This window comes from Nitrospirota bacterium (assembly GCA_040757595.1).
Taxonomy (GTDB): domain Bacteria; phylum Nitrospirota; class Nitrospiria; order Nitrospirales; family Nitrospiraceae; genus JBFLWP01.
On record JBFLWP010000012.1, the window covers coordinates 42,796 to 58,993 of the forward strand.

Annotated in this window: 19 protein-coding genes; 2 read left to right on the forward strand and 17 right to left on the reverse strand. The window is 65.1% G+C overall.

Annotated elements, in window-relative coordinates; translation table 11 throughout:
* Nucleotides 1-9: 9 nt before the first annotated feature.
* Together AB1411_11760 and AB1411_11765 are read right to left on the reverse strand one after the other, a co-directional pair.
* Nucleotides 10-159 carry a hypothetical protein gene (locus AB1411_11760; protein ID MEW6544275.1) on the reverse strand — a complete coding sequence of 50 codons (150 nt, stop codon included), beginning with the start codon at nucleotides 157-159 and terminating at the stop codon, nucleotides 10-12.
* Nucleotides 160-662: 503 nt separating this feature from the next.
* Nucleotides 663-2,738, reverse strand: a complete 2,076-nt coding sequence (locus tag AB1411_11765; protein MEW6544276.1) for a sigma 54-interacting transcriptional regulator — start codon at nucleotides 2,736-2,738, stop codon at nucleotides 663-665.
* Nucleotides 2,739-2,862: 124 nt separating this feature from the next.
* Here AB1411_11765 and AB1411_11770 point away from each other — a divergent pair, with 124 nt between their 5' ends.
* A complete protein-coding gene (locus AB1411_11770; protein ID MEW6544277.1) occupies nucleotides 2,863-4,077 on the forward strand; it encodes a glycine C-acetyltransferase in 1,215 nt (404 codons plus the stop codon).
* Between the two features lie 50 nt (nucleotides 4,078-4,127).
* On the opposite strand, the gene AB1411_11775 is transcribed toward AB1411_11770, so the two are convergent.
* The 15 genes from AB1411_11775 to AB1411_11845 all read right to left on the reverse strand — a co-directional run bounded on the left by AB1411_11775 (nucleotide 4,128) and on the right by AB1411_11845 (nucleotide 15,465).
* Nucleotides 4,128-4,766: a CBS domain-containing protein gene (locus tag AB1411_11775; GenBank protein ID MEW6544278.1), complete on the reverse strand. Its 639-nt coding sequence runs from the start codon at nucleotides 4,764-4,766 to the stop codon at nucleotides 4,128-4,130.
* 271 nt (nucleotides 4,767-5,037) lie between these two features.
* Nucleotides 5,038-5,385: a hypothetical protein gene (locus AB1411_11780; GenBank protein ID MEW6544279.1), complete on the reverse strand. Its 348-nt coding sequence runs from the start codon at nucleotides 5,383-5,385 to the stop codon at nucleotides 5,038-5,040.
* A 44-nt stretch (nucleotides 5,386-5,429) separates the two neighbouring features.
* Nucleotides 5,430-6,536, reverse strand: a complete 1,107-nt coding sequence (locus tag AB1411_11785) for an MlaA family lipoprotein (GenBank protein ID MEW6544280.1) — start codon at nucleotides 6,534-6,536, stop codon at nucleotides 5,430-5,432.
* Between the two features lie 239 nt (nucleotides 6,537-6,775).
* Nucleotides 6,776-7,162, reverse strand: coding sequence for a tetratricopeptide repeat protein (locus tag AB1411_11790; GenBank protein MEW6544281.1), 387 nt, complete (start codon nucleotides 7,160-7,162; stop codon nucleotides 6,776-6,778).
* 177 nt (nucleotides 7,163-7,339) lie between these two features.
* Nucleotides 7,340-8,122 (reverse strand): alpha/beta hydrolase, encoded by a 783-nt coding sequence (locus tag AB1411_11795; GenBank protein MEW6544282.1) that lies wholly within the window; start codon nucleotides 8,120-8,122, stop codon nucleotides 7,340-7,342.
* On the reverse strand, nucleotides 8,122-10,047 hold the full coding sequence (locus tag AB1411_11800) for a DUF4105 domain-containing protein (protein ID MEW6544283.1): 1,926 nt from the start codon (nucleotides 10,045-10,047) through the stop codon (nucleotides 8,122-8,124). Before AB1411_11800 ends, AB1411_11795 begins: the two co-directional genes overlap by 1 nt.
* Nucleotides 10,044-10,469, reverse strand: coding sequence for a type II toxin-antitoxin system VapC family toxin (locus AB1411_11805; GenBank protein MEW6544284.1), 426 nt, complete (start codon nucleotides 10,467-10,469; stop codon nucleotides 10,044-10,046). Before AB1411_11805 ends, AB1411_11800 begins: the two co-directional genes overlap by 4 nt.
* Nucleotides 10,466-10,741, reverse strand: coding sequence for a prevent-host-death protein (locus AB1411_11810; protein ID MEW6544285.1), 276 nt, complete (start codon nucleotides 10,739-10,741; stop codon nucleotides 10,466-10,468). The genes AB1411_11805 and AB1411_11810 overlap by 4 nt, the downstream gene beginning before the upstream one ends.
* Before the next feature lie 158 nt (nucleotides 10,742-10,899).
* Nucleotides 10,900-11,421: a DUF3015 family protein gene (locus tag AB1411_11815; GenBank protein MEW6544286.1), complete on the reverse strand. Its 522-nt coding sequence runs from the start codon at nucleotides 11,419-11,421 to the stop codon at nucleotides 10,900-10,902.
* A gap of 93 nt (nucleotides 11,422-11,514) precedes the next feature.
* Complete coding sequence (locus AB1411_11820; protein MEW6544287.1) at nucleotides 11,515-11,976, reverse strand: DUF3015 family protein; 462 nt, start codon at nucleotides 11,974-11,976, stop codon at nucleotides 11,515-11,517.
* 210 nt (nucleotides 11,977-12,186) lie between these two features.
* Entirely contained in the window at nucleotides 12,187-12,576 is a 390-nt protein-coding gene (locus AB1411_11825) for a hypothetical protein (protein ID MEW6544288.1), read from the reverse strand.
* Complete coding sequence (locus AB1411_11830; protein MEW6544289.1) at nucleotides 12,573-13,007, reverse strand: hypothetical protein; 435 nt, start codon at nucleotides 13,005-13,007, stop codon at nucleotides 12,573-12,575. The genes AB1411_11825 and AB1411_11830 overlap by 4 nt, the downstream gene beginning before the upstream one ends.
* A gap of 36 nt (nucleotides 13,008-13,043) precedes the next feature.
* Nucleotides 13,044-13,574 carry a metallophosphoesterase family protein gene (locus tag AB1411_11835; protein MEW6544290.1) on the reverse strand — a complete coding sequence of 177 codons (531 nt, stop codon included), beginning with the start codon at nucleotides 13,572-13,574 and terminating at the stop codon, nucleotides 13,044-13,046.
* 14 nt (nucleotides 13,575-13,588) lie between these two features.
* A complete protein-coding gene (locus AB1411_11840) occupies nucleotides 13,589-14,692 on the reverse strand; it encodes a M48 family metallopeptidase (protein MEW6544291.1) in 1,104 nt (367 codons plus the stop codon).
* Nucleotides 14,693-14,781: 89 nt separating this feature from the next.
* Nucleotides 14,782-15,465: a TIGR00266 family protein gene (locus AB1411_11845; GenBank protein ID MEW6544292.1), complete on the reverse strand. Its 684-nt coding sequence runs from the start codon at nucleotides 15,463-15,465 to the stop codon at nucleotides 14,782-14,784.
* Nucleotides 15,466-15,748: 283 nt separating this feature from the next.
* Here AB1411_11845 and AB1411_11850 point away from each other — a divergent pair, with 283 nt between their 5' ends.
* On the forward strand, nucleotides 15,749-16,099 hold the full coding sequence (locus AB1411_11850) for a hypothetical protein (GenBank protein MEW6544293.1): 351 nt from the start codon (nucleotides 15,749-15,751) through the stop codon (nucleotides 16,097-16,099).
* Nucleotides 16,100-16,198 lie beyond the last annotated feature (99 nt).

Sequence of the window (16,198 nt, forward strand, 5' to 3'; positions counted from 1 at the left end):
CACGTTCGTTCACCTGATCGCCGAGTTCCGCGGCCCACGTTGACGGACCTTGACCGGAAGCATTCTGGAATGGACCCGGCGCCACCGGTCCGCCGCGAGGATGACGAGCAGCAGCACGACCGGCAACGCAGAGGATATGAACACAACCAGCCAGGACATGGCGTCAGCTCCTTTCTTCAGACCCGAGGGTCGCCGCCCCCCCCCGCCCGACCGCTCCGACCGGACTTGGCCGGCGATTTCTCAAGATAACTGGATCAATGACCTCTCCGCATTGCACGCAGCGCCGCGCCGCGAGACCCGCTTGCTCTTCATCCCCCAGGAGATCCACGAAGCGGTCCGGCACGAGGAGTCCTCCGCAGCGCGGACATTGGCCCGTGCCGACGACTTGGGCCCAGCGTTGAACCATCGCCTCGTCCAGATCCCTGACAGGAAAGCCGGCTGTAGCGGCCATGGTGTCGTCCCCCCTCATGGTGGCCGAGGTGAATCTCGACACAAGGCCATGGCAATTCACGTTCCACACCATAGCCCCGGGCCGGGACTCGGGGGAAGTCGTTGAAACGACAGGAAGATGACGAATCGAACCGGTGAGGATTCCGTTCCGGGAGGAGGAAGGTGCCGAGGAAGCTCCGCCGTCATGACGGCACGGTGCCGAAATGTCGGCGTTACCGTGAGCGGGAGATGCCGAGCTTCTGCATCTTGGATTGCAACGTGGTCCGCTTCATGCCGAGTCTCGACGCGGCTCCGGACGGGCCGCCGATGACCCACTTGGCTTCTTGCAGGGCGCGCAGAATGTGTTCCCGCTCCGCCGCTTCCAGGGTGGCGACGGGCTGAGCCCCTTCCCCGGCCGGCGCCTTCATCTCGGCAAGCGGAACGAGCAATTCGGCGCCGGGGGAGAGGATGACGGCGCGCTCGATCAGGTTCTCCAGCTCGCGGACGTTGCCGGGCCAGTGGTAGCGTGACAGGGCGGCCATGGCGTCGGACGGGACGCTCTCGATGTGCTTGTTCATCCGCCGGGCGAACTTCTGCGCGAAGTAGCGGACGAGCGACGGGATGTCCTCCCGGCGCTCGCGGAGCGGCGGCACGGTCAGCGGGAAGACGTTGAGCCGGTAGTAGAGGTCGCTGCGGAATTGCCGGTCCGCCACCATCTGGGCCAGATCCCGGTTGGTCGCGGCGACCAGACGGACGTTGACCCGGATCGTCTTCGTGCTCCCCAGCCGCTCGAACTCCTGCTCCTGCAGCACCCGCAGCAGCTTGGACTGCAGCTCGAGCGGAATGTCGCCGACTTCGTCGAGAAACAGGGTCCCGCCGTCCGCCAGCTCGAAGCGGCCGACCTTCTGGGCGATGGCCCCGGTGAACGCGCCCTTTTCGTGGCCGAACAGCTCGCTCTCCAGGAGGCCGGTCGGGATGGCCGCGCAGTTCATCTTCACGAAGGTCCTCCCGCGCCGGCCGCTGCGGTTGTGGATGGCGCGGGCGATGAGCTCTTTGCCGGTTCCGGTTTCGCCCAGGATCAGCACCGTGGAATCGGTGGGCGCGACGATCTCGGCCTGCTTCAGGACCCGCTTGAGGGCCGCGCTGTCGCCGACGATCTCCTCGAAGTTGTACTCGCTCTGGATTTCGCCTTCGAGGTAGAGCTTCTCCTTGCTCAATTTGTCCTTCAATTCGGCGATTTCCCGGAAGGCCAGCGCGTTCTCGATCGCGATCGCGATCTGGTTGGCGACCTGGACCAGCAAGTCCACGTCGTCCTGGGTGAAGGCGCCGGAGCGGAGGCTGGCGATGTTCAGCGTTCCCAAGGGCCGGTCATGGGGCCGGAGCGGTACGCAACAGACGGACTTGATCCCCTCGGCGATCAGCAGCTTGACGAATGCCGACGAGAAATTCCGAAGCTCGGTCTCGCCGACAAGCCGGGGCTTACCCGAACGAAAGGCCTCTCCCGCCGGCGTTCCCTCGACCGGCCCCACCATGCCTTCAGAGACCAGCCCCCTGCTCACGGGAAAATCAAGGGCATACAGCCGGAACCGGTCGTGCTCGGGCTCGTACAGGGCCAGGCTCGTGTAGTCGTTGGGCAGCACCCGCCGGAGGCAGGCCGTGGTGGCGGCAAAGACCCCTCGGAAATCCAAGTTGGAGACCAGCGCGTTGTTGATTTCCAGGAGCAGACGCAGGCGATCCCGCTCGCGCGTCAGTTGCCGTTGGGCCGACTGCGCCCGCTCATGGTTCAGGACGTTCCCCACGGCCACGGCCACCTGGTTGGCCACCCGTCGCAGGAACGCCACGTCGGCTTCCCCGTAGGCCCCCTTCTGCAGGCTGCCGAAGCCCATGGCGCCCAGCCGCCGCACGGCCGTGGTCAGGGGAACGAAGCAGAACGAATGGATCCCGTCCTCCTGCGCGAGCCGGGTCATCTTCGGCCAGCGCCGCTCTTCCGCAAGATCCGAAATGAGCAACGGCTGCTGCGTCTGCCACACCAACCCGGCCGGAGACTCGTTCACCGGCGCTTCGTGACCGCCCACGATGTCGGCCGGCACGTTCGCCTGCAGGGTGTGCAACCGCATCACGTTGCGCTCGGGGTCGTGCAAGGACAGGCCCACGAAATTCACCTGCACCACGCGAGGGAGCCGTTGGGCGAGATCGCGAAACAGCTCGTGCAGGTCGCGGTGCGCGGCGACGGCCTCGGACACCTCGAACAGGGTGCAGTACCGGGCAAGTTCGGATTCCGCGCAGGGCTGGGCCGGCTTCTCCGCCATGGGCGCTAGTATGGCCTGCGCCTTTCCTCATTGCAACCGCGGCCGGGCCCCCGCGCCGTACGGCCTGCCGGATCGCCCTATTGATCGCGCCGGCGTTCTCTGCAACAATCCGACAGGTCCCGCCATGGCCTATACCTCGTTCAAGCGCGCCGTCGAGGCGCAGCTCGCGGAGATCCGAGCCGCCGGCCTCTACAAGACCGAGCGGCAACTGCTCGGGCCGCAGGGCGCCGAGGTACGGATCGCCCCGCCCCAGGGGCAGGCCTCCGCGCCGGTCGAGGTGCTGAACCTCTGCGCCAACAACTACCTGGGCCTGGCCAGCCACCCGGACGTGGTGAAGGCCGCCGAGGAGGCGCTCGCGCACCACGGCTACGGCCTGGCTTCGGTGCGCTTCATCTGCGGCACGCAGGATCTCCACAAGCGGCTGGAGCAGGCCCTCTCCACCTTTCTCGGCACCGGCGACACGATCCTCTACGGTTCCTGCTTCGACGCGAACGGCGGGCTCTTCGAGACCCTGCTGGACGAGCGGGACGCCGTCGTCAGCGACGCGCTGAACCACGCGAGCCTGATCGACGGCATCCGCCTCTGCAAGGCCAAGCGGCTCCGCTACGCCCACGCCGACATGGCCGAACTGGAGGCGGCGCTCGCGCAGGCCGCCGATTCCCGGCTGCGGCTGATCGCGACCGACGGGGTCTTCTCGATGGACGGGGATCTGGCCAAGCTGGACCGGATCGTGGAGCTGGCCGACCGGTACGACGCGCTGGTGGTGGTGGACGACAGCCACGCGACCGGCGTGCTGGGCCAGTCGGGCCGGGGCACGCCGGCCCATTACGGGGTGGCGGACCGGGTGGACCTGATCACGAGCACCCTGGGCAAGGCGCTGGGCGGCGCCTCGGGCGGGTTTACGTCGGGCCGGGCCGAGATCGTCGAGCTCCTGCGCCAGCGGTCCCGCCCCTACCTCTTCTCGAACACCCTGCCGCCGATGATCGCGGCGGCGGCCCTGCAGGCGCTCAAGCTGGTGGCCCAGGGCGAGCATCTGCGCGCGACCCTGCGGGAGAACGCCTCGTTCTTCCGTGCACAGATGAGCGCACTGGGCTTCACCCTGGTGCCGGGCGACCATCCGATCATTCCGATCATGCTGGGCGACGCGGCGCTCGCCGTCCGGATGGCCGAGCGTCTGCTCGGCGAGGGCATCTACGTCGTGGCGTTCAGCTACCCGGTCGTGCCCAAGGGACAGGCGCGCATCCGCGTCCAGATGTCCGCCGCTCACAGGCGGGAGCAGCTCGAGCGGGCGGTCAACGCCTTCGCCAAGATCGGCCGCGAGCTGGGCATCCTCAAGTAGCCGTCACTGCCAACGCACGCCCGCCAAGAGAGGAACTCAGCCCTATTCCCTTATCGAGGGGAGGTCCACCGCCTCATCGTCGCGAGCATGCTCCGTCGCCGCCGCCGTTTAACCATCGGGATCACGACCGACGGGCGCACGGCGCTGACGACGGGCCCGGACAAGGTGGGCGGCGGAACGTTGGCCGGTTGGGGAGCCGGTGGCTGGGGCAGCGGGGCTTCGCGAGGCTCAGGCCGGACATCCGGGGACGGAGCCAAGGGAGTGGCCCGTTCCTTGATGATGGGGGCCAGGTCCTCCGCGCGGGCGAGGTTGAGGCGGAGCAGATCGCCCAGCGTGAGGATCGAGAGGAGATGGCCGGCCTCGTCCACGATGGGAAGACGCCGGACCCCGTGCCGTCCCATCACCACGATGGCGGCCTCGACGCTTTCCGACTCGGGCACCGTCACCAGCGGCGCGGACATGATCGCGCCCACCAGGACGTAGGCCGGGTCCAGGCCGGCCGCCGTGACCCGGACGACGATGTCCCGGTCCGTCACGATCCCCACGGGCGACGGCCCGTCCACGACCACGACCGCGCCCACCCCGCGCGCGGTCATCAGCCGGGCCACGTCCCGCACCGAGATGTCCCGCGGTGCGGTGTGGACCGTCGTCAGCAAGCCTCCTTGTTGGTCAGGGAGCGTCGTGTCCATCTCGTCGCCTCCCCTAACAGGATGTTGAAAAAGTCCGCCAGCTTTGTTCTCGCGGCGCTCAGAGGCTCAACGTACCGAAAAGAGTACGCCTCGCCTCCTCGCTGGCTGCGGCCTCGCTGGACGGCCTTTTTGAACATCCTGTGGTGTCCTCTGATTACGTCTGCGACCTCGCGCCGCGCTGTGTGCCGAGGTAGCAAAACGGTTTTTCAACAGCCTGCTAATGTTGAAGAGCGACTCGCCCGTGCTGCCGTCCGACGCGGTTCGGACCGGGCTAAAACTTGATCGCGGTCCCCTGGACGGTCGTGCAGTCCAATGCGTAGACGACGAAGTTGTAGCGGCTGTTCGTGACGGTCACGTGGAGCAACGCATCCCCGCCTTTTTGGGCCAGCGCCTCCTTCACCGCGGCCGGGAAGGTGTCGTCGCCGACCGGGACCACGACCAGCGTGTGCCGGCAGGCACTGCCCTCCACCGACCCGATCTCCTGGAAGGCGCGGCCCTCCTTGAGCAGCGGCCCCGCCTCGGCGGTCGGTTTGGTCACGATACCCAGCTTGCCGGTGGCGGTGCAACCGACCAAGAGCAGCGCGAGGAGAAGGCTCCAGAACTTCTGTTTCAGCGCCATGATGTCCCCCCTTCGTCACCCATCACTTATCACCCGTCACCGCGCTATTCTCGGATCGCCTTGGCTCGCTTCTGCAGGTAGGCGTTGCGGACGGCCCCGTAGAGGTCCACCGTCGCCTCCTCGACCCCCTCGAAGGTGGTCTCGATGTTGAGAGACCGTTCGTTGACGATGTAGCCGGCCCGGACGCCGAGCTGGGCAAAGAGGATGGTGTCCTCGTGCGGCACGAGCTTGGGCGCCCCGTCCAGCTTGATGACCGGGAACACGAACCAGTTGAAGGGATCCAGCGCCAGATCCCCGATGTAGCCGAGCCCGTCGCGGACCGTGAACGAGCCGAAGATCGGAATGACCAGATACGGGCCGGGCGGGATGCCGTAGTAGCCGAACGTCTGGCCGCTGTCCTCGACCGGCGTCCGCAGGTCGAGGACCTCCCCGGCGAAATCGAACATGCCGGCGATCCCGAACGACGCGTTGAGCACCGTGCGGGTGACCTCGATGGCCGCCCCTTTGATCTTGCCCTGCAGCACGTTGTTGACGAACCGGGGCACGAACCGGATGGTGTGAAAGGTGTTGTGGAGCCCCTCCTCGAGCCCGTCGGGCATGATCTTGTCGTAGACCTTGGCGACCGGCCGGACCAGGTACTCGTCCAGCTTCCGGTTGAACGTGAACATCGCCTGGTTGAAGGGCTCCCAGGGGTCGTACTCCTCGATCGGCTCGGCCAGCCCCTCTGCCTTGGCAAAGGGGTCGTAGGGCTCTTCTTCCTCCCCCTTCGGCTTGACCGGGAGGTCCTTCTGAAACCCGCCTCCCTCTGCCTGACTGAGCATCAAGGGAGCCGGCGTGGGCGATTCAGGCTCTGACGGCTTCTCTCCGTTCTCCGGCTCAGCGGCGGACCCGGCACCGACCGGCTCGGGCGTCGGCGCCTCGGCTGGCTCCGTCCGCTCGTCCGGCAGGCCGGCTGCCGCCGGCTGAGATGGGAGGCCAAGGATTCCGTCTGCAGAGACCTCCAAGGACGGCGCGCCCTGCATGGACAAGGCTTCAATACCGTCGGTCAGCGAGCCGGACCATTCGGCGCAGCCGCCGAGCCCCGCGACGGTCAATCCCGCCAGCATCAAGTGAGTGAGCCGATCTCTATCGAACCCCGTTCTCGCTTGCACGCCTCCCTCCTTCATTTTCAGCGCGCAGCGAATAGCTTAGAGCGAATAACTCGAAGCCGCTCACTCTCGGCTACTCACCGCTGGCTATTTTCTAAGCAGGACAAAAATTCTGGGCACTTTACCAGAAGGCCGGGGGCAGAGCCAAGACTTGATTGCGTCGGAAGCCTGTGAAGAAGCGAACCGGGAGGCAGCCCCCTCTCGCGGATCCGAGAGGGGGCTGCGGAATCGGAAGGGATCGGCTACATTTTCACATGCTGTTTCAAGATCGGTGAGTCTTTGATTGCCGGATTCGACGGGGCCAGCTCGGCCGCCTTCTTGAACGAGGCCGTCGCCTCCTCATGCTTGCCCATCTTATCCAGCGTCAGCGCCAGATTGTAATGGGCCTCGGCGAGGTTCTGGTCGGCCTTGAGCGCCTTGCGGAAATGGCCTTCCGCTACGTCCCAATGGCCCTGCCGGTAATGGCCGACCCCCTCGTCATTGTCAGCCCGGCCGGCTGAACCTGCCGGAGACATCAAAGCCGTTTCGGCTCCCGGCGCCGGCGGGGCCTCTTGCTTCGATTCGCACGCCGCCATCACGAATGAGATGAGCACCAAGGACAGCCACGACCATAACGTCCGATATTTCATGGCATCACCTCCCCAAAACGCCAACGCCTTCGCGGCGCTCAAGGGCCCTCGAAGGCGTTCCAGTGGACGACGGTTGATGAAGGATCTGGCGGAGAACCGACCTGCTACCCCGGTTTCACGGCCAACCTCCTCGGGAGAAAGAGTCTAGCGCCCGCAAATCGCCGAAAGCAACACGGATCATCGCGGCACAACCTGATCAACAAACTGTTTGAGCCGCCGGAAGTAGGCGTGCCCGCCGATCACGTAGAGGCTGTTGTGGTCCGCGCCGGGCACGACGTAGAACGACTTGGGTTCCTTCGCCAGGTCGAACACCTGTCTGCCCAGTTCCAAGGGAATGATCTCGTCCTGATCGCCGTGGACGATCAGTTTGGGCAGCGAGAGGCGCTTGAGCCGGTCCGCGAGGTCGAAGTCGGAGCCCAGGAGCCAGTGGACCGGCAGGCCGAAGTAATGGGCCTTCGCGACCGCGCCGACCGAGGGAAAGGCCGACTCCAGGATCAGCCCGGCTGCCGGACGCCGGACGGCCAGGTCGCCGGCCACGGCCGCGCCGAGCGAGCGGCCGAAGATGACGATCTGCTCGGGCGGCGTCCGGCGCCGCTGGACCAGGTAGGTATAGGCCGCCAGGGCATCCTGATAGAGCCCGTCCTCCGACGGGCTTCCCTCGCTCCGCCCGTAGCCCCGGTAATCGAACAGGAAGACCGAGAGGCCGAGCCGGTGCAGTCGCGCCAGATTGTCCAGCCGGTGGATGATGTTCCCGGCGTTGCCGTGGCACCAGAGGAGCACCGCCCGCCGCTCCGCCCCTTCGACGTACCAGCCGAAGAGGCGCGTCCCGTCCTCCGCGTCGAACCAGACCTCCTGGAGCGGAAGCCCGCTGGCCCTGGCCCAATCCCGCTCCAGCCAGGGCTCCGGATAAAACACGAACAGGCGGTCGAGGAAGTTCCTGGCTCGTCGGCCCGACCACATCAAAAGAACCCCTGCAGGTAGAAGACGGCCTGGCTGTCGTCGTAGCGGCGGGAGTACTCGAACCGCACCGCCAGGTTCTGCTGCAGCGCGTACCGCGTCCCGAAGAACCAGCGGAAGTCGTCCGACTGCTCGCCGATCGGATAGCGGAGGTAGGTCGTGGAGACCATGAACTTCCACCGGTCCGAGAGGTTGGCCAACATCCCCACCGTGCCGCCGCCCCCGATCCGGTGGTTGTCGCGATAGGCATGGCCGTAGTTGGCATCCACTTCGGCGAAGGCGAAGTAGACCTCCCGCTCCCAGAGCCGGCTTTCCAACGCCGCGCCCGGTCCCCCGTTCAGGTTCGCCGCTCCGCAGTAGCGGCAGGCGGGCCGGTTGACCGTCTCCCAGCCGCCGCTGACCTTCCAGGAGGGGGAGTGGAAGAACCGATCCATCGGAGAGAGGGACAGGATGTTCGCCACCGTCAGCTTTTCCAGCCGGTACTGGTTGTGCTGGGTGTAGTGGCGGACGTTCATGGCCATGATCTCGATCTGGGCGTCGGGGCTGTACCCCGGCTCCGGGTCCAGCAGGTCATGATAGCCGGCCCGGATGCTCAAATCCTCGAAAAAATCGCCGTTCCGCCAGCCCAGTCCCACGCCGGCCCGTGAAGTCTTGTGGCCCGTCTCGGGCGACGACGTGTAGGGCGCGACCTTCACGTCTTCCGATTTCACCCGGAGCTCGCTGCGCGCGACCAGCACCGCCCGGTTCCGTTCCTTGTACGTCTCGGCGCGGGACTCGTCCGTCACGCCCTTGTACCGCAGGTAGTCGGAGGCCAGGTCCAGCACGAAGGCCCGCCGCTCGACTGGCAGCCTGGCGAACTCGTCCGACTTGGCCACGGCGGCGTCCCGCACGATCCGGGAAAGCCACCCCCGTTCTTCGTCGGAGAGGACTTCACGCTTCCGCTTGATCACCGTGCTGCGCGCCGGCCGGTAGGCGATCTCCCCGACCAGCCCCGGCTGCTGGACCAGAAGTCGGATCGTATCGGCCGGCACGGTCCAGAACACGAACTGGTCCACCAGGTGCCAGTCCGGATTGGCGTATTCCAGCAGCCAGAGAATCTGGTAGGAGCAGTTCTCCTTGAAGAAGTAATAATCCACGTAGACGTTGCCGATCTCCCAGGCGTGCATGAGCAGGCGGTGGATCTGCTCGTCCGTCAGATTCAGCCGGTATTCCCAGATGTCGCGGTTCTCGATGTCCCGGTACTCCTGCACCTTCAGGTAATAGGGAAGGGTGGAGAAGAAGCCCTTGAATCCTCCGAAGACCCCTTTCATGGCGTAGGTGAACCCGATGTCGCCCGGCGCGTCCGCGGCGAAGTTGATGGTGTAGGCCAGGATGCGGGTCTGCTCGGTCTGCCCCTTCTGGTCAATACGCAGGAACGTATGGCCGAACATCGAAGCGGGATTGTTCAGGTAGGCGGACGGAAAGATCATGCTGACGCCTTGCGGATTCAACTCGCCGAACCAGCCGTGAAACCGCTCGCACGCGGCGGGCGGCAGGCGGTGGTCGTCGAAGGACAGCCTAGCCTTCAGCCAGTGGTAGCGGGCGATGAAGGCGCATTGCGCCGGCTGTTTCGCGCGACCCACCGGCTCGGCGGAGAAGAACTGCGCCAGCGTTGCCTCCAGCTCGGACCGAGGATCGGTTTTGCCGGCCGGGGACAGGAAAAACTCCGGGTCGTCCACCTCGCTCGTGACCCCGCCCGTGAAGTTCGGCCGGTAATGAAGCAGAACGCGCCACTCCCGCTCTTCGGCGAGTTTGGCCTCTATCGCCCGGCTGGTAAGGTCGGCTAAATAGGCGGGATCAGGCGTCTCGGCGGAGTGGCCGGCGGCCGCCCCCAACAGAGTCAGTAGGAAACCGATTGATGCCGGCCCAGCCGCTCGCCGGCGTGTCATGTCCCCCGGCGGTGCGAGGCGTGATGCTTGTGCGCGGCATGCATGAGGCGGGTGTCATGGGAAAGAAATTCGACGTCGCCATGATCGAGGATCTCGGCGTATGAAGCCAAATGAATCGCGTCCATGCCACGGAGTCCATACCGCACGGCCAGCGACCCTGCTTTCACGGCGACCGGAAGCGACAGATGGATGACCAGAAAGCGATGCCAGGATTCGCGAAAATCCTCGACAACGGCCTTGAAGTCACGCCTATTCATCGCCCCTTCCCTGTGGCGGCGTGCCAGGGCCGCATGCGCTTCTGGATAGGCGATGACGGACGTAGCGACGCGGTCGACCGCTTCGGCGTGAGCTTGAACGTCCTGTGTGCCGGGCTCCTGCACGTAGAGCTTCAGCAGGCTGGATGTATCCAGATAGAGGATCACCCTCGATCTTCCAGAACGGCTTCAGCCAGGTGGGCAGGACCTTTGCGAAGTTTCCGAGGATGAAACCGGGGCTTCCCGCCTTCCCACATGGCGATGCCTGCTTCGACAAGAGAACGGGCAAGACGTTCCGATTCCGACACCGACGCCGAGACTCCGGAGAGATCGGCGACAGCCCGACGGCGATCGAGGATGCGGATGGTTTCTCCAGCCTTGGCTCGCCGGACATATTCGCTCAGCTTCGCTTTGAGCGTGGCGATGTTCACGGTGCGCATCGCGTCCTCCACAACATAGTCACGAACATGTATGACACATGACCATATTCTCGTCAAGGACTAAGGGCTGAGGGTGAGGGGGAATCGGCGGTGGCCAGGAGAAGAGAAAGGACCGGAGCCCCGACAATTGCCTCGGGGCCCCGCATCGTTGGTGACCGTCAGCGAGTCGTCTGCGCCTGGGCCAGCAGGGGATGCTGCGCCATGGCCTGGTTCAGCGCCGCAATCATCGCCGCGGCGGACGTCTGGCCGGCGGCCGTCAGGCTCACGTACCGCTCCTGGGCCAGCGCGAAGAAGGCCGGCTGCCGCTCCGCCGGCACCCCCATCAGGTCCGCCAAGGAAGCCAGGTGCTCCCCGCCGCCCCGCGCCATGTCCTGCTCAAGATTGTCAAAATCGAGCTTCACGAAGACCCTGGCCTTCTCCTCTGCCCACACCTGCCCATTGTTCTTGCAGCCGAGCGTCCCCGTGGTAATGCCAAAAGCCTGGAAAGGGATGATCGTGTTGTTCGTCGTGGACATCAGCAGTTGCGGGCCGATCCCGTGGCCGAGCTTCGAATCTTCCCACACGACCTTTCCAAGTCCGCACCCGGGACCAGTATCGGCCGTGCCGGCCACGCCGATTCCGGTCTGGACGGCAAAGATAGCCAGCGACGCGCAGACGGCGAACCAACGTTTGTTCATCATGGCTTCCTCCTTTGAAGATCGTGGCAAGTTCCGAACAAACTTCCCTCCTGCCTCTACCCGCCCCTCGTCAACGGCGAATCCCCGCAGAATTCATTACCGCGGCATCGGCGCCTGGGCCAGCAGGGGATGCTGCGCCATCGCCTCGTCGAGGGCCTTGATCATCGCCGTTGGCGAAACCTCGCCGGCGACCGTCAAGCTCACGTACCGCTCCTGGGCCAGCGCGAAGAAGGCCGGTTGCCGCTCCGCCGGCACTCCCATCAGGTCCGCCAAGGAAGCCAAGTGCTCCCCGCCGCCCCGCGCCATGTCCTGCTCAAGATTGTCAAAATCGAGCTTCACGAAGACTCCAGCTTTTTCTTCCGCCCAAAATTCTCGATTATTCTGACAGCCAAGCGTCCCGGTGGAAATACCGAAAGCCTGCCAAGGGAGAAACAGGTCGTTCGTCGTGGACATCAAGAGTTGCGGCCCCACCCCCTCGCCGAGCTTGGAATCCCGCCAGACGATCTTGCCGAGTCCGCATCCCGGACCGACATCCGAGGTGCCCGCTAAGACCGTCATCGCTTGAAGACCAACGAACAAGAGAACTGCATGAATGGCGACAAGTTTTCTCATCAGCAACGACACCTCCTTCTTGCAAGCGTTTTCTGCAGGCTAGCGCCCGTCACGTGTCGGCAGGCAGAATGCGAGCGAGTATAACAGAGCCCAGGCAGTTTACGAAGGAAAAATCAGACAGCTACGTATTTCGTACAGCAGGCGAGCGTCAGAGAGTCAGGGTTTCCCCGACGGCGAGGGCATTCTGGGTGATGGAGCGGAACGCTCGCGAGCGAGGAGCTTTGCCGCCGTGCCTTCGATGGCGACTTCGGTCTTGTAATAGATGGCAAGGTAGGAGGTCAGGGTGGTGGTGATTTTCGCGTTGATCAGCAGATCCCCGCCTTTCTGCTTGAGCGCGGCCTGTCGGACTTCTTCGTACATCACATGATCCGCACCGGGCGCCCATAGAGGCTGTCCGTACGTGATCGAGGCCCGGACTTGGCCCAAAAGCTCCACGCGACTTCCAGGCGAGATCACGCGATCGGTCGCGATATTGGTTCCGAGCTTGGTGGTGCAGCCGGCCGTCAGGACCAAAAGCCCCGCTGCCACGACCCAGGAGGCTCTCATCGCTCCCCCGGTTTCATCGGCTTAGCCGGTTCAGGAGCTTGTGCCGGCTGGCCCGATTCGACCTTGGCCGCCGTCCCCTCGGCAGTCCAGGAGATCCACCAAAAATCCAGGCCTGGAATCAGGAAGATGGGGAACCTTGTGCCTCGCAGGGAGAGAGTGTAGTCCGTCAACAGATCGGCCTTTTTCTCCCGAATGGCCTCCCGCACCGCCTTCTGGGAGATATCCGGATGCATGATGTCCGCGAGGCCCCCGAAGGTGAAAACCCAGTCGCCGGCGGTGGCCTTAGTCGGCCCGATGGGAACGACCCTGAGGTCCTCGTTGACATAGTGGGACTGGGTGACCGGCCAGACCCCCACGGCCGAGGAGCAGCCTTGGGTAAGCAGCCCAGTAAACAACAGGGTTCCGAGGAACCAGCCGTTGGGGTTCCGCATGTCTTCAAGCCCTGACCAGCGAACGGCCCAGCCCTTCTAGCGACATTCCCTTAGCTTGTCAAGCCGCCCGATCTGATTTTCCAGCTCGGGCCGATCCGCAAGGACCATGTGGCTCGGAACAACCGTAGGCCCGTCAATCGTCAGGAGGCCAAGGCAGCGGGGCAGTTTGAAGCGTCTTGGACCGGCTGAGCCGGGATTGAACAGGAGCGTGGGGCCATACCATTCGGTTTTTGGTCGGTGCGTGTGGCCGAACACGCAGACGTCCGGCCGTTCCCGCTCCAGGAAGGCCCGCCCTTCCTTCGTGAGTTGGCCGCCTTCATAGAGGACGTGGCGGATCGCGATCCGCCGTCCGGCCAGCTCGATCATCGCCTCCCGGCGAAAGCTGCTCCGCCCATAGCCGTCCACGTTGCCGGAGACCGCCGTCACCGGCGCGATCCGCTCCAACCGCTCGATCACGGACCGGTCGCCGATGTCGCCGGCATGGATGATGTGATCCACTCCGGCAAAATGGCGCGGGATCTCCCGGTCGAACAGGCCGTGCGTGTCCGCGATCACCCCGATGCGCACAGCAGCCTCCGCTCTCAGAGCCCGGCTTGCACGGCGCCCCAGTCGAACGAGAAGGGCAACGGCTCCTGCCTGGGCAGGGCGGCCGCCTCGGCCTTGAGCCGTTCCGCGCGCGCCGCGCTCATCGGGTGGGTGGAGAGGATCTCGACCTGGAGCTTGTCCGACTCCGAGAGACGCTCAAAGAACCGGATCATCCCGTCCGGCAGGATCCTGGCCCGGTGCAGCAGCCGGAGCCCTTCCAGGTCCGCCTCGGTCTCCTGCTCCCGCCCGAACTTCAACGTGGCCAACTCGATGCCCAGACGCTTGGCCAGCCCGACCAGCCCCTGCCGGTCCCCGACCAGGATCGTCACCACGGCTGCGATCCCGATCGTCTTCACGATGCGCTCCGTCCCGTGCCGCAGCAGCACGTGGTTGAGCTCATGCCCCAGCACGCCGGCCACTTCCTCCGGACTCTCCGCCTTCTCGAGCAGGCCGGTCAAGACGATCACATAGCCGCCCGGCAGGGCGAAGGCGTTGACCACGTCGCTCCGCACGACCGTGACTTCGAACCGATAGGGGCTGTCCGGCACCTGGTCGGCCAACCGCTCGGTGATCTCCTGCACGGCCGCCACGGCCGGCCCGTCCTTCACGACGGCCTGCCCGGCCAGGAACTGCCCGCGCGCCGCCTCCCCGATAACCTTCTCCCACTCGACCGGGACCCGGCTGACCGCCAGCCTGACGAGCACGTCTGACCCGAGCCAGAGCAGGAGGACGAAAGCCGCGACGGCCCCGATTGCCGCCAGGAGCCACGTCCGCCGCCGCAGACGTGAGCCACGCACCCGTGCCGCAGTCCGTTCCAGCTCCCCCGTCAATTCAGGCGGCGCGGCTCCGCGGAAGGCTCGGATCAAAGCCGGGTCCTTGAGGTAGAGGGTCCGCTTTTCCGCCTGCGAGACCCACTTCACGACGAGGTGGTCGTGGTCGAAGCCGCCCGCTTCGACCGACAGCAGGCTGAAGGGCACCGTTTCCTCAGGCGATCCGGGGAACGAGAGGGTCAGACCGGAGCCCGAGACCGCCACGAAACAGGGGGCCCCTTCCGCGGGAAGCCGGCCGCCGAAGCAGAGCGCGTTGTGGGAGACACTCATCGCTGAATGATAAACGATGCGCGATGAATAGAAGACGAGAGATGAACGGGTTTAACGTTTATCATTCATCACTCAGCATTTCGCGTTGGTCACTCGGCGACCGGAATGAACTGCTGGAGCCAGGCCCCGAAGCCGCCGGGGTTGCGGCTCTGGATGTACACGACACCCGGCCCGCGGAACCGGCAGACGAAACCCTCGCCAGAGGTGAAGCTGGCGATCCAGCCGGCGGCCGCCTTCTCGATGTTGTAGGAGGTCGTGGCGGTCCAGGCCACCAGATGGCTGTTGTCCACGATGTATTCCTGGTCCGGCTTGAGCTCGACCTTGTGGATCGCCCCGAAGCTGTTCAAGATCAACTGCCCGGTCCCGCTGACCCGCAGGATGAAAAACCCTTCCCCGCCCAAGAGGCCGCGGCTCAGGCTCTGCATCCGGCTCTCGATCTTGACGCCCTCGGCTCCGGCCAGAAACCCGTCTTTCTGGACCAGGTACTCGTTCACGCCGTCGAGCTCCAGGATCAGGATGTCGCCGGGCACGGTCGGGGCCAGCAGCACCTCGCCCGGGCCTCGGGTCGCCCGCAGGGTCTGGAAGAAGAACTTCTCCCCGCTCAGCATCTTCCGGGAGAGCGCGCCCAGGAACCCGCCCTCCATCTTGCTCTCCACGTCCACGGTCGGCGACGCGGCCACCATCGCGCCGGACTCCGCCTTGATGGACTCTCCCGCCGCGAGCTCCACGCGCGCCATCGGAAACGCTCCCGGATACAAGATTTCGCTCTTCATCTGTCCGCTCCCCCTTCGTTCATGAAGAAATCTGGCTGATTCTGTGGAAACCAAGGAGCGCCTGTCAACAGAGCTGACCGGCCCAATCCGGAGGGTTGACAAACTTCGGCGCCAGAGCGCATGCTGGATTGCGTTGATCCCCTGTCGGATGGAGGACTCGTCATGGCTCCGGGGTAACCAGCCACAGCCCCTCCGTTTCACACGTCGGCACCTCCAATCGGGCCTTCTCGGGCTGCGCCTGCCGGGAAGGCCTTTGTGTTTTTTCACGAAAGGAGTGATCGCCATGAGGACCGCCATTTTCATCATTACGATCGTGCTGGTGATCGGCTTCGCCGTCTCCCTGGGCTTCGCCAACCCAGCCATGCTGCCCAAGCATCCGGGCTACCCGGCCGGCAACGCGGTCTCTCCCGTCACCGGCCAGCCGCTCGCGAACGACCCGGGTCAGACCAACGCTGTGGGAGAGAAAGCTGCCCTGGACGCGGCAGCCGCCGAGGACGCCCACGTGAAGCAGAACCTGAACGACCCCAACAACCAGCGGCTCCTCAAGAGTGAAGGCGCCGGAGTGCTTCCCAAGGTCCAGGGGCCCCAGATCAAGATCGAGCCGCCCGTGAAGGAAGCCACCAGGATGAAGTAGGGCGCGAGGCAAGAAGATTCGTGGTCGGGGGGTGGTGGTCGGTGAAGCAGGGTAAGACTTCTTGTCGTTCATCACCGACCACTGACCCCTGACCATTTC

Excerpts from the sequence above, each read along its gene's own strand:
- AB1411_11760 (MEW6544275.1), bottom strand. The coding sequence starts at position 159 with ATGTCCTGGCTGGTTGTGTTCATATCCTCTGCGTTGCCGGTCGTGCTG.
- AB1411_11825 (MEW6544288.1), bottom strand. The coding sequence starts at position 12,576 with ATGAGAGCCTCCTGGGTCGTGGCAGCGGGGCTTTTGGTCCTGACGGCC.
- AB1411_11800 (MEW6544283.1), bottom strand. The coding sequence starts at position 10,047 with ATGACACGCCGGCGAGCGGCTGGGCCGGCATCAATCGGTTTCCTACTG.
- AB1411_11765 (MEW6544276.1), bottom strand. The coding sequence starts at position 2,738 with ATGGCGGAGAAGCCGGCCCAGCCCTGCGCGGAATCCGAACTTGCCCGG.
- AB1411_11810 (MEW6544285.1), bottom strand. The coding sequence starts at position 10,741 with ATGCGCACCGTGAACATCGCCACGCTCAAAGCGAAGCTGAGCGAATAT.
- AB1411_11830 (MEW6544289.1), bottom strand. The coding sequence starts at position 13,007 with ATGCGGAACCCCAACGGCTGGTTCCTCGGAACCCTGTTGTTTACTGGG.
- AB1411_11820 (MEW6544287.1), bottom strand. The coding sequence starts at position 11,976 with ATGACGGTCTTAGCGGGCACCTCGGATGTCGGTCCGGGATGCGGACTC.
- AB1411_11795 (MEW6544282.1), bottom strand. The coding sequence starts at position 8,122 with ATGTGGTCGGGCCGACGAGCCAGGAACTTCCTCGACCGCCTGTTCGTG.
- AB1411_11780 (MEW6544279.1), bottom strand. The coding sequence starts at position 5,385 with ATGGCGCTGAAACAGAAGTTCTGGAGCCTTCTCCTCGCGCTGCTCTTG.
- AB1411_11850 (MEW6544293.1), top strand. The coding sequence starts at position 15,749 with ATGAGGACCGCCATTTTCATCATTACGATCGTGCTGGTGATCGGCTTC.
- AB1411_11770 (MEW6544277.1), top strand. The coding sequence starts at position 2,863 with ATGGCCTATACCTCGTTCAAGCGCGCCGTCGAGGCGCAGCTCGCGGAG.
- AB1411_11840 (MEW6544291.1), bottom strand. The coding sequence starts at position 14,692 with ATGAGTGTCTCCCACAACGCGCTCTGCTTCGGCGGCCGGCTTCCCGCG.
- AB1411_11790 (MEW6544281.1), bottom strand. The coding sequence starts at position 7,162 with ATGAAATATCGGACGTTATGGTCGTGGCTGTCCTTGGTGCTCATCTCA.
- AB1411_11845 (MEW6544292.1), bottom strand. The coding sequence starts at position 15,465 with ATGAAGAGCGAAATCTTGTATCCGGGAGCGTTTCCGATGGCGCGCGTG.
- AB1411_11775 (MEW6544278.1), bottom strand. The coding sequence starts at position 4,766 with ATGGACACGACGCTCCCTGACCAACAAGGAGGCTTGCTGACGACGGTC.
- AB1411_11815 (MEW6544286.1), bottom strand. The coding sequence starts at position 11,421 with ATGATGAACAAACGTTGGTTCGCCGTCTGCGCGTCGCTGGCTATCTTT.